We start from the raw sequence: 12,218 nt of genomic DNA on the forward strand, positions 1-12,218 counted from the left end.
GTAGGAACCGCCCGCCCATCCGGCAACACCGCACCGCCGCCCCGGCGTCGTACGCCCCGCCAAGCCCCCGACCACCATGCGCCCGCCCCGCCGCTCCTCCTCACCGACCCCGGCGAACCCCCCGTCCGACAGCGCGCCGGGGTCCCACGCCCTAGGCTCGGGGGGCGTGACCCCTCCCAGCACGCTGGCCACCGTCCAGCGCTCACTCGGTGACCCGGACATCAGCTATCCGCTGTGGCCCGCGCTGACCCGCGGCTGCCCCCGGACCAGCACCGACACGCTCTCCTATCCGGTCGACGTCGACTACGCGTACGAGCGCGTGGACACCGCCCTGTTCGAGCCGGGGTACGCCGCGCGGCACGGCGTTCCGCGCGGCGCGGGCATCGAACGGTGGGCGCCCCTGCTGCCGCCGCTGGACGCGCCGAGCCTCGGCGAAGGCGGCACCCCGCTCATCGAGTTCGCACCCGGCGTCCACATCAAGGACGAGGCGCGCAACCCCACCTGGAGCCACAAGGACCGGCTCAACCGCTGCACGACCAGCGCGGCGGTGCGGGCCGGCGCACCGGGCGTCGTGGTCGCCTCGTCCGGCAACCACGGCGCGGCGGCAGCGGCCTACGCGGCCCGGGCCGGGCTGCGCTGCGTGGTCTTCACCTCCACGGACACGCCCCCGGCCGTGGACGCGTTCCTGCACGCGTACGGGGCGGTGGTGCTGCCGGTGCCCATCGACCACCGGTGGCCGCTGGTCCGCAAGGTCGTCGAGCACTGCGGGCTGCACCCGGTCAGCAACCTGACGGCCACCCACACCGGGCACGCCTACGGCGCCGAGGGCTACAAGACCATCGCGTACGAGATCCACGCCGAACTCGGGGCCCCCGCCGCCGTCTTCGTGCCCACGGGCTACGGCGAACTGCTCTACGGCGTCTGGAAGGGCTTCGCCGAACTCCAGCGCCTGGGCGTCACCGACTCCGTCCCGCGGATCTTCGCCTGCGAGCCGGCCGCCGGCGGCCCGCTGGCCGCGGCGGTGCGCGCCGGGGTGCCCGCGACCACGGTGGAGGTGGGCGACACCGACGCGTACGGCATCGACTGCTCCGTCGGCGGCTACCGCGGCGTCGTCGCGCTGCGCGCGAGCCAGGGCCGGCCCCTGCTGCTGACCGACGACGAGATGCGGGCGGCACAACGCGAGTTGGCCGCCGCGGGGCTGTGGGTCGAGCTGTCGGCGGCGGCCGGACTGGCGGGGTTGCGGCAGGTGGGTGACGTCGAGGGACCGGTGGTGTGCATCTCCACCTCAAGCGGCTTCAAGGACGTCTCCGTCGGCACGCGGACCAGCGAGCCGGTCGACCCGGCCTGGGACGAGGTCCGCCGCCGACTGCGCGCCGCCGGCATCGACGCCTGAGCCGGGCGCTGCCCGGCCCGGGGGCGCCCGCCCGCCCGCGCACCAGCGCGGACGGACGGGCGCCGACGCGCGGGGTTCAGCAGTTCTTGTAGTCGTAGCGGGTGGAGTTGTACGAGCAGGTGTCCACGCGGCTGCCGGAGGACTTCCGCAGCGTCGCCGTGTCCCGGTCGTTGTTCCACACGTATGCCCGACGGTTCTGGTACTTCGTGGACGCGCTGTCCTTGCCGCGCCCGGTGCGGACCGTCACCGTCTTGCCGGCGCCCAGCGTGAAGGTGCCGAAGGTGTACTTGTGCCGCGAGGCGTCGGTGAGCGTCCAGCCCCGGAGGTTCACGCCGCGGCTGGTCGAGTTCTTGATCTGCACGTACTCGGCGTTCAGGCTCCTGGTGGACCGGTCGTCCGTGCCGGGGCTGTCGTAGTAGATCTTGTGCAGGTGCACGGAGCCCGCTGCGTGGGCCTGCGCGGGCAGCAGCGGAACCAGCACGGCCCCGGCGACGGCGGCGGCGCAGGCGGCGGTGCGTATGGAAAGCGTTGACATCAGGACATCCTTCAATCACGGCCGGGCACCCCCCTAGGTCCCCGGTGTGGAGATCACACTAAAGGCAGTTTCGGGAGAACCGGGCGATATCCGGGAAGTGCGCTGCGGACCGCCATCTCCTGATAAAGCGAAGGATGCGGCCGACACCCCGCCCGCCACCCGTCACGGCGCGCCGCGCCCCGTTCGTAGAGGCACCCTGGCTCGGTTCGTGCTCGGCCCTCTTCGGCCCTCTTTCGAACCGGCGGGCCGGAGCACCTCCCACGCCAGCGGCGGCGAAACGCGGCGACCCGCCCGTGGCGTACTCCCATGGCGGCCCGCGACGCGGGATGCTGCCGTGGCATGAGGAGACCCGCGCACCGCCCCCGCACCCCTCGCCCGCACCGCGCCGACCACCCGCAGCGCAGGCGCGCACACCGCCCACACCGCCCGCACCGCGCACACCCTCCGCACCGCGCGCGCCGGCTGGGGGCCGCGGCCCTCGTCGTCGGGCTGCTGGCCACGCTGAGTTGGAGTTCACCGGTCGGCGCCGACCCCGCCGCGCCCCCGGGCCTGCCCGAGGCCATCGACGCCATCCTCGCCGACCCGCGCCTGGACGGGGCGGCGGCCGGCGTGGTGGTCGCCGACGCGGACAGCGGCGCCGTCCGCTACGCCCACCGGCCCGAGGAACGCCTGCTGCCGGCGTCGAACGCCAAGCTGACGACGTCGGCCGCCGCGCTGGAACTCCTCGGCCCGGACCACCGCTTCCGCACCGAGGTGCTGGCGCACGGGCCCCGGCGCGGCGCCGTGCTCGCGGGCGACCTGTACCTGCGCGGCACGGGCGATCCCACCCTGCTCGCCGCGGACTACCGAGCCCTGGCCGCGCGCGTCGCGCGCGCCGGCATCACCCGCGTCACCGGTCACCTGGTCGCCGACGACACCCGCTTCGACCGGGCCCGGATCGGCCGCGGCTGGGCCGCCGACGACGAGTCCGCGTACTACGCGGCCCCGATCTCGGCGCTCACCGTCGCCCCCGACACCGACTACGACGCGGGCAGCGTCATCGTGCACACCACACCGGGCGCCCGCGAGGGCGACCGGCCGCGCGTGCGCACCGTCCCGCACAGCCGCTACCCGCGCGTGGTCAACCTGGCCAGCACCGTGCCGGCCGGCCAGCCACGGACGCTGGCCGTCGAGCGCGCGCACGGCGGCGACACCCTCACCGTCAGCGGCGCCATCCCGCTCGACGGGCAACCCGGCAAGCAGTGGGTGAGCGTCTGGGAGCCCACCGTCCACGCCGCCACGGTCTTCGCCGAGGCCCTGGCGGCCGAGGGCGTACGCGTCGACGGCGCCACCCGCTCCGGCCGGCCGGCCCCCGCCGACGCCGAGCCCGTCGCCACGCATCGCTCCATGCCGCTGTCGAAGCTGCTGCGGCCGTTCCTGAAACTGTCCAACAACACGCACGCCGAGGTGCTCACCAAGGCCATCGGCTACGAGCGTGCCGGCAGCGGGAGTTGGGGCGCCGGGCTCGCGGCCATCGAGGGTTACCTCCGTGCGGAGGGGGTGGAGACCGCGCGGCTGCGCCAGGTGGACGGCTCGGGCCTGTCGCGGATGAACGCCCTCACCGCCGGCCAGCTCGCCCGGTTGCTGACCGCCGTGCGGGACGCCCCGTGGTACCCGCTGTGGCAGGCCGCGCTCCCGGTGGCCTGCGACCCCGACCGGCTCACCGGCGGGACCCTGCGCTCGCGCATGTGCGACACCCCGGCGGCCCGCAACGCCCGCGCCAAGACGGGCTCGCTCACCGGCGCCTCCGCCCTCACCGGCTACGTCACCGACCGCGCGGGCCGCGAACTGGCGTACAGCGTCGTGCTCAACCACCACCTGGCCCCGTCCGTGAAGGACATCGAGGACGCGATCGTGGTCACCCTGGCCGCGTCGGACGACCGCGAAACCACCCGCGCGCCGCGCCGCCCCGCTACCGACCGGGCCCGAGACCAGTCCGGCGCGCTCGAATGCGCCTGGCGCAAGCCCCTGACCTGCTAGCGACCGGCGACCCGAGGGACGGGTGCGGCCCACCCTCCGCGTCGGAGGGTGGGCCTTCCCGTGGCCCGGGAACACCGGCCGCGCGGGGCCGATGGCCGCCCCGCGCGGCGGGTGGGGTGTTACAGGCCGGCCTTGAACAGCAGCCGGTTCGGGGTGCCGGTGACGTTGCCGGTGATCACGTTGGGCGTGGCGTTGCTGGTCACCCAACTGTTGATCGTGGCGGACGAGGCGTCACCGTTGTTGGCCTTGTACAGCGCGGCGACGCCCGCCGCGTGCGGCGAGGCCATCGAGGTGCCGTTCATCGAGGTGCTGCCGCCGCCCATGCGGGCCGAGGTGATGGACACGCCGGGCGCGTACGTCTCCACGCAGCGGCCGTAGTTGCTGAAGGACGCCTTGCGGTCGGAGCTGTCCGACGCGGCGACGGTCAGCACGCTCGACGCGCTGGCGGGGGAGTAGTTGCACGCGTCCCGGTTGTCGTTGCCGGCGGCCACCGACAGGTGCACGCCCGAGTTGGCGAGGTTGGCGGCGGCCGTGTTCACCGCGGCCGAGTAGCCGCCGCCCAGCGAGGCGTTGGCGACCGCGGGCTTGGCCGCGTTGGCGCGCACCCAGTCGAACCCGGCGATGATGCCGGCGAAGGAGCCGCTGCCGTCACAGCCGAGCACCTTCACGCCGCGCAGCGCCACGCCCTTGGCGACGCCGTACGCGTTGCCCCCCACCGTGCCGCCGACGTGCGTGCCGTGGCCGTGACAGTCCTCACCGCTGCCGCCGACCGAGTTGTACACGTTCTGGGCCCGGCCACCGAAGTCCGCATGGCGGCTGTCGAGGCCGGTGTCGATGATGTACGCGGTGACGCCGGCGCCGTCACGGTTCCAGGTGTACGTGCTGTCCAGCGGGCGGTTGCGCTGGTCGATGCGGTCCAGACCCCAGGTGGCGCCGTTCTGCGTGCCGCTCACGGTGGCCTTCTGGTTCTCCTCGATGGCCTGCACGGCCGGGTTGGCGCGCAACGCGCTCAACTGGCCGGCGGTGAGCTTGGCCGCGAAGCCGTTGAAGACCTTCGAGTAGACGTACTGGGTGTTCAACCCCTTCGCCCTGGTGAGGCTCTTGGCCGTCACCCCGGACTTGAGGGTGACGATGTAGCTGCCCTGCACGGCCTGGCCGGGGGCCGCCTTCTGCACCGCGACCATCGGGGCGGACGGCTCGCTCGGGGCGGCGTTCGCCGCGCCCGTGGCCGCCGGGAGTACGACCAGGGGAGTGGCGAGGAGCACCGCGGCAAGACGGGAACGCTTCATCGGGGAAAACCTTTCGTCTGCCGCCGGCGGCCCGTACAGGCACCGGCGGTGAGTCTGGCCGCGTCTTCGGGCCGCCGGTGGGCGGCAGCGCGCGGGCAGCCCGAGCACGCGCCGGGCCAGCGGCGCGGGCGGAGCGGTGGGCGCGGGAAGACGCGGAGGGGCGGGGAGACCCCATCGACGGGGCGGGGTACCTCGTCGATCCGTCCACGCCCGGTGCGGTGGGGGGTGCGCGGACGGCAGCGGTGCGTGGACTTCGCGACGTCCACGTACCGGACGGTGCTGCGACGACGGTAGATGCCGTGGGCCGCGGGCGACCATGGTCTGCGCTGGCCGCAACCGGCGTGGCCGCTGCCGGCCAGCGCGGACGCGCGCCGTCCGCGAGCACGCCGCCTCACCCTGGTCCGGCGCCACGGTACGACCTATTGTCAGGCGCATGTCCATCGACTCTCGTACGCCGCGTGCCGTGGACCGCCCGACCTGCGCCTGCCCCCACCCGGACGGCGCCGACCGCCCGACCGCGGCCGAGGCCAGGAACGCCTACGGAACGCTCGTCCGGCAGGCCATGGGCACGCCCCCGGCGGACGCCGCCGGCGCTGGCCCGCTGCCGGACGGGGTGGCGCGCTGGCTGATCGAGCGCCGACTGCTCAGCGAGGACCGGGCCGCGGTCCGCTCCGTGGAGCGCGCGCTGCGCGAACTCGTCGCCGCCCAGCAGCAGCGGCTGCGCTCGGCCGCGTCCTCGCTGGAGGCCGGCATGCGGGCCATCGACGACGTGTTGGGCCTGCTCCCGTCCACCCGGGTGGCCGGGGTGCACACCGCGGAGGTCGAGTTCTTCCGGGACCGGGAACTCTTCCGCAAGCGGCTGCACGAGTTCGACGCGCTGGGCCGCGAGGAAGTGATCGTCATGCGGATGTCGCTGCCGGACGCCAAGGTCCTCGACGCCAGCCTCGTCAACGACCTGCACATGCTCGACCAGGGCGTGCGCTGGCGGATGGTGGTCTCCCCGGCGGCGACCCGCGCCCCGAGCGCCCGCCGCTACCTCGACACCCTGGTCGCCCGGGGCGCCCGGCTCCGGGTGGCGACGGCGGTGCCCGCCCACTTCGCCTCCTTCGACCACGCGGTGACCGTGCTCTCGCTCGGCGCCGCGCCGCACTTCGAGGACGGCGACGCCATCGTGCACAGCCCCCTGCTGGCGCTCTGTTTCCAACAGGTCTTCGAGTACGGCTGGGCCGCGGGCCGCCCCTACGCCACCGACGAGGCGGGTGACCGCTCCGAGGAGGAGTTCACCGCGCAGGAGCGGGAGATCGTCAACCTGATGGCGCTGGGCGCCAAGGACGAGAGCATCGCCCGGCGCCTCGGCTGCTCGGACCGCACCCTCAGACGCCTGATGACCCACCTCATGCAGAAGCTGGGCGCCGCCAGCCGGTTCGAGGCCGGAGCGCGCGCCGCCCGCCTCGGCCTGCTCACCCACGACGGCTGACCCCCGACACCCCCCGGGGCCCGGCCGCACCGGGCCCCGGCCCCGGCCCCGTCACCCGCCCGTCGCCGCCCACCGCGCGCGCCGCCCACTTTCCGCGCCGCGCCCTCGCCCCCGCGCGCCGCCGCGCCCTCGCATCCGCCCGCCTTCGCGGCGCGCCCAACGCGCGCCCGCGCGCCACCTTGCCGTACGCCGGCCGTCCCACTCGCCCGCCCGCCGGCCCCTATTCCAACGGGTTGCCCAATGCCAAGTGAACTCAGGTTTGAGGAACAATTAACTCCCGGCGCATTCGTTTGGCGCGGCTTTTTTGTTCGAGCGAGTGGGCAACCCTCCCCGTATTTCGCTCGTCAAACCCGCTGACGAACTCGAACGCGCTGGTCCGAGAGGGGAACGAATTGGCATCGGCCCGTGGTTCCGCACGCTCGCGCAGCGTCGCCCCTGCCGATCTGTGACCGGAGTCACGGAAACGCGCCGGCCCGGCCGGACAGGGAAATAGCAGCGCGCAATCTCCGCGCTCAGTCACTGCCCTTTCACATCCCCGAAAGAAAAAATGCCTTCTCTCACCATGCCCGCAGCGGATGCCATTCCGCGTCAAGACGAGGCGAAGTCTGAGTCGTCTTTTCGGGGCGTCCGTGCACGGGCCGCGGGTCTCGCGGCACTGCTCACCATGATTTGCCTGGTTTTCGGTGACGCCCTGGCCCGCAGCTTTCCCTTCGGGTCACGCACGCGGAACGTCAATGACCTGGGAAATCAGTTCGTGCCGTACCACGCGCACCTGTGGGACATGCTGCACGGCGAGGCCGACGGCGACGTGCTCGTCAACTGGCAGTCCGGATACGGCTCCAGCTTCCTGCCGGACCTGGGCACCTATCTGACGAGCCCCTTCGCGGTGCTCGTCGGACTCTTCCCACGGGACGAGATCGACCTGGCCGTCTACGTCATCTCCGTGCTCAAGATCGCCACGGCCGGCGCCGTCATGGCCTGGCTGCTGCGCACGGTGCGCACCGGTCCCTGGTGGGTCGCCGGAGCGCTCGGCGCCTCGTACGCGCTGTGCGGCTGGACGCTGGCCACCGCGGTGTACAACCCTATGTGGCTGGACGGTCTGATCGCCCTGCCGCTGCTGTGCCTGGTCGGCGAGTGGGCGCTGGCCCGCCGGCGGACGATCACGGGCGCGCTGCTCGTCGCCGTCGCGTGGATGGCCAACTTCTACACGGCGTACATGGCCACCATCGGGGCCGCGCTGTTCGTCATCGCCCGGCTGGTCATCGACCGCCCCGCGCACGTCGTCACCGCCGTGGCCGGGACCCCGCGCGGGAGCGCGCGGACCGCGGCGAAGGCGGAGCGCGAAACCGCCGCCGAGCACCCGGCGACCGCACCCGCCACCGCCGCGGGCGACGACGGCCCGGACGACGTGGGCGCAGACCGTGGAACCCCGGCCGCCACCCTCGCGGGCTCGCCGGCCTCCGCCCCGCGCCCCTCGGTCCCGCGACTCCTCGGCGAGCTGTGGCGGCCCCTGGTCACCCTGCTGCTCGGGGTGGGCCTGGCCGCGCCGCTGGTCAGCGTCATCTACGCCGGCACCGGCGAGGCGTACCCGGGCCGCGACACCGAGTTCGTCGCCGAGCCGTGGCAGGACGTGTTCGCCCGGTTGCTGCCCGGCGGCTACGGCTACAACTCGCCCTCGCTCTACGTCGACACCGTCGCCCTGCTCCTCGCCCTCACGCTGCCGTTCAACACCGCCGTGCCGCGTCGCGTGCGGTACGGCTGGTCCGCGCTGGTCGTCGCCGTGCTGCTGTCCTTCCAGTGGAAGCCCACCCACCTGGCCTGGCACGCCTTCACCACCCCCAACGGCAGCCAGTTCCGGCAGACGTTCGTGCTGTGCGCCCTGCTGGTGATCGCGGCCTGGCTCTCGCTCGCCCACGCCAGGCCCACCTGGCGGGCCCTGCTCGGCGGCGGCGGCGTCCTCGCGGCCCTCACGCTCACCGCGCGCGACAGCCAACTCCTGTACGCGTGGTCCGTCCCGATCATGTTGGCCGGCGCCGCCGCGCTCGCCCTCGCCCTCGCGCTCTGGCGGTTCGCGGACGCCCGCCGGCGCCCCGTGCTCGTGGTGCTCGCCGCCGTACTCCTGGTGGGCATGCAGGTCGGGCAGTCCGCCGCGACGCTGGCCGTCAGCGACCGCAAGCGGCTGGCCCACATGGACGACTACGCGCCCTGGGGCGAGCGCCAGCGCGAGCAGCGCGCGGCCATCCAGGCCGTGGACGGCTGGCCCGCCTACCGCACCGAACCCGGCCGCCAACAGACCGTCGGCAACGACCCGATGATGGTCGGCGGCCAGGGCGCGCAGTACTACAGCAGCCTCACCTCCGACGTGCTCAGCCGCACCATGACGGCGCTCGGCGGCGGCTGGACCTCGGGTGGCCGGTCGGTGCAGAGCCTGGACAACCCGGTCACCGACGTCATCTTCTCCGTCGGGGCCCGGCTGTACTCGCCGCCGGACCCGCACCAGCGGTGGAACCCGCGCCACCCCGGGCCGGTGGTCACCGTCCGCCAGAAGGTCCCCCCGCTGGTGACCGTGCGCCCGCCCGGGCCGCGGCCCGCGTACGGCAGCTCGGCCTACCGCAACCAGGAACTGCTCCTCGGCGCCCGCGTGTACGACGTCCCCAGCTACACGCTGCACCTGACCGATCGGCCGCAACTGCCCCGCACGCGCGACGGCGGCTACCGGGTGCCGGCCCGGCACCGCGCGGCCGACCCGACGGCGCAGGTCAAGGCCGTCTGCCGGCCCGGCAGCTCCGTCTTCCTGTGGGCGCCGCGCTACTGGGGCAAGGCCGACCTGCGCGACGGGCGCGGCCCGCAGGCCGACTTCCGGGGCGACTACCCGCCCAAGCGGAGCGCGGCCATGCAGGAACTCGGCCGCACCCCGGCCAACGGCCAGGTGCGCATCACGCTCACCGCCCTGCGCGGCGGCTCCGTGCCCAGGGGCGCGATCGGCTGCCTGGACCGCGGCAAGCTCAAGGCCGCCGCCGACCGGCTGACCGGCCGCGGGGCCACCGACGTCAGCGTGGACGGCGCCACCGTGCGCGCCACCGTGCCCGCCGGCAGCCGCGGCACCGCCGTGGTCGCCATGCCCAACATCAAGGGCTGGGAGTGCGCGGCCGGCGGCTCCGCCCGCCCCGCCACCTCCTACCTCGGCCTCGTCTCGGTGCCGCTCGACGGCAAGGCCACCTCCGTGAGTTGCACCTTCCAGCCGCCCGGCCTGCGCGGCGGGGCCGCCGCCGCCGGCCTGGCGCTGCTCGGGCTCGTCTCGATCGGCGCCTGGCGCGCCTGGCGGGCGCGGCGGACCGGCCGCGCGCCGGCCGGCCACCCCTCGACCAGCGCGGCCAGCCATGACTGACCGGCCCGCTCCCACCCTTCCGCGCTCCGCTCACACCCCGAGCGGACCCGACCACCGTGAACCCGTACGGGGAGAATCATGCTGATCTCGATAGTCGTCCCGTGTTTCAACGAGGAAGCCGTGATCGACCGCTTCCACGAGCACCTCGTCGTTGAGCTCCTCACCATTCAGCACGAGTTCGAGTTCGTTTACGTGGACGACGGGAGCAAGGACGACACGCTCTCCATGCTCAAGCGGCTCGCCGGGACCGACGCGCGGGTGCGCTACGTCTCGTTCAGCCGGAACTTCGGCAAGGAGGCCGCGATGTTCGCCGGCCTGCGCAACGCGTCCGGCGACGCGGTCATCATCATGGACGCCGACCTCCAGCACCCGCCCGAGCTGGTGGGGCGCATGGTCGAGCTGCGGGAGGCCGGCCACGACCAGGTGATCGCCAAGCGCACCCGGGACGGCGACCGCGTCACCCGCACCTGGATGGCCCGCGGCTACTACCGGCTGGTGAACCGACTGGTCGACGTGGAACTCGTGGACGGGGTCGGCGACTTCCGACTGCTCTCCCGGCGCGCGGTGAACGCCGTACTCCAGCTCACCGAGTACAACCGCTTTTCCAAGGGACTGTTCGCCTGGGTGGGTTTCCCCAGCGTCACCTTCGAATACCGTAACGCGGTACGGGAGGAGGGCAGGAGCAAATGGACGTTCAGCCAATTGCTCAACTACGGTGCCGATGGTGTGATCTCGTTCAACAACAAGCCGCTGCGTGCCGCGGTGTATCTGGGACTGTTGTTGCTCTCCGTCGCTGTGCTCTACGCGGCGTGGATTGTCGGCGGGGTATTGGTGGACGGGGTGGACACGCCGGGCTATGCCACGCTGCTCGTGGTCATGACCGCGCTGGCCGGCGTGCAGATGGTCATGGTGGGCGTGATCGGCGAATACATCGGGCGGATCTACTACGAGGTCAAGCGCCGCCCGCACTACCTCGTCCAGAGCACGAACGTGGACCAGACGGCAGACATCAAGGACCTGGTGCGGTGATCGCCGGACAATTCCTGCGGTTCGGCCTGGTGGGAGTCGTCAACACCGGCACGTACTACCTCAGCTACCTGCTCCTGCTGCGGTGGATGCCTTATCTGGCGGCGCACGTCGTGGCGTTCGCGCTGAGCACCGTCGGCTCGTACTTCCTGAACGTGTACATCACCTACCGCACGCGCCCGGCCTGGCGCACCTTCCTGCTCTTCCCCCTGACCACGGTCGCCAACTTCACCATCACCACGGGCGGCGTCTACGTACTGGTCGACCTCGCGGGAATGAACGACAAGGCGTCACCGCTGATCGCCGCGGCGGCCGCCGTCCCGATCACCTTCCTCGTCTCCCGAACGATCATGCTCGGCCCGGCGATCAACGGCACCCCGACGCCGGGGAAGGAGGAGCCGCCCTCGCTGCTGCGCCGGTGAGCGGGGCGCCGGGCGGGAGGCGGCCGAAGCCGCGCGGGCGACCCCGCACGGCCCGGCCACACCACCTCAGCGGTAGCCGGGCCGCGTCGCGCGGTCTCTCGGGGAGCGAGCGCGGCGCGCTCGGCAGGCGTCGCCGTGCTCGGCTCGGGCGGTCAGGCGTAGACGCTCTCCACGAACTGCGCGAGTTGGTCGTCGCTCAGGTGATGGGCCAGATCGGCTTCGCTGATGATGCCGACGAGGCGCTTGTTCTCGTCGATGACCGGCAGGCGGCGGATCTGGTTGCTCTCCATCTCCCTGAGCACCTGGTCCACGTCGGCGTCGGCGCTGACCCAGCGCGGTGTGCCCTTGCACAGGTCTCCCGCGGTGACCCGCGCCGGATCGTGCCCTGCGGCGACACAACCGATCACGATGTCACGGTCGGTGACGATGCCGCACATCCGCTCGTTCGGGTCGGTGGGATCGCTGACCGGAAGGGCGCCCACGTCGAGTTCCCGCATGAGCTGGGCGACCCGGTCCAGGGTCTCGGTTGCCGGTACCCACTGGGCCCCGGGGTGCATGATGTCCGCGGCGGTGGTCATGGGCGCTCCTCTTGTTGGCTTGGGTAGTTCCAGTCTCCGAGCGTGACCGCCGCCCGCTGCCCGGGGTACGCCATCCGAGTGACGCCGAGGC

At 73.2% G+C, this 12,218-nt stretch carries 9 protein-coding genes; 6 read left to right on the plus strand and 3 right to left on the minus strand.

The features are described from left to right. Nucleotides 1-244 precede the first annotated feature (244 nt). Complete coding sequence (locus AC3CHW_RS31035; RefSeq protein WP_488471226.1) at nt 245-1,393, plus strand: threonine synthase; 1,149 nt, start codon at nt 245-247, stop codon at nt 1,391-1,393. A gap of 76 nt (nt 1,394-1,469) precedes the next feature. Here the strand turns inward: AC3CHW_RS31035 and AC3CHW_RS31040 are convergent, their stop codons facing one another. After that, a complete protein-coding gene (locus AC3CHW_RS31040) occupies nt 1,470-1,928 on the minus strand; it encodes a lamin tail domain-containing protein (RefSeq protein ID WP_398609025.1) in 459 nt (152 codons plus the stop codon). Nucleotides 1,929-2,267: 339 nt separating this feature from the next. On the opposite strand from AC3CHW_RS31040, the gene dacB reads away from it, so the two are divergent. Further along, on the plus strand, nt 2,268-3,947 hold the full coding sequence (gene dacB / locus AC3CHW_RS31045) for a D-alanyl-D-alanine carboxypeptidase/D-alanyl-D-alanine endopeptidase (protein WP_488468674.1): 1,680 nt from the start codon (nt 2,268-2,270) through the stop codon (nt 3,945-3,947). A gap of 119 nt (nt 3,948-4,066) precedes the next feature. Here the strand turns inward: dacB and AC3CHW_RS31050 are convergent, their stop codons facing one another. Then, nucleotides 4,067-5,236: a S8 family peptidase gene (locus AC3CHW_RS31050; protein WP_381161135.1), complete on the minus strand. Its 1,170-nt coding sequence runs from the start codon at nt 5,234-5,236 to the stop codon at nt 4,067-4,069. 433 nt (nt 5,237-5,669) lie between these two features. On the opposite strand from AC3CHW_RS31050, the gene AC3CHW_RS31055 reads away from it, so the two are divergent. From AC3CHW_RS31055 to AC3CHW_RS31070, 4 genes are all read left to right on the plus strand, one after another. Further along, the gene (locus tag AC3CHW_RS31055) at nt 5,670-6,713 is read left to right on the plus strand and encodes a helix-turn-helix transcriptional regulator (protein ID WP_488468675.1); all 1,044 of its coding nucleotides are present in this window, start codon (nt 5,670-5,672) and stop codon (nt 6,711-6,713) included. Between the two features lie 664 nt (nt 6,714-7,377). After that, entirely contained in the window at nt 7,378-10,101 is a 2,724-nt protein-coding gene (locus tag AC3CHW_RS31060) for a YfhO family protein (RefSeq protein ID WP_488468676.1), read from the plus strand. A 78-nt stretch (nt 10,102-10,179) separates the two neighbouring features. Further along, nucleotides 10,180-11,130, plus strand: coding sequence for a glycosyltransferase family 2 protein (locus AC3CHW_RS31065; protein WP_398609022.1), 951 nt, complete (start codon nt 10,180-10,182; stop codon nt 11,128-11,130). After that, nucleotides 11,130-11,549, plus strand: coding sequence for a GtrA family protein (locus AC3CHW_RS31070; protein ID WP_398609174.1), 420 nt, complete (start codon nt 11,130-11,132; stop codon nt 11,547-11,549). Before AC3CHW_RS31065 ends, AC3CHW_RS31070 begins: the two co-directional genes overlap by 1 nt. A 152-nt stretch (nt 11,550-11,701) precedes the next feature. Here the strand turns inward: AC3CHW_RS31070 and AC3CHW_RS31075 are convergent, their stop codons facing one another. Further along, complete coding sequence (locus AC3CHW_RS31075; RefSeq protein ID WP_187065078.1) at nt 11,702-12,127, minus strand: CBS domain-containing protein; 426 nt, start codon at nt 12,125-12,127, stop codon at nt 11,702-11,704. Nucleotides 12,128-12,218 lie beyond the last annotated feature (91 nt).

Source organism: Streptomyces sp. MGP-BFMKR1, assembly GCF_057766585.1.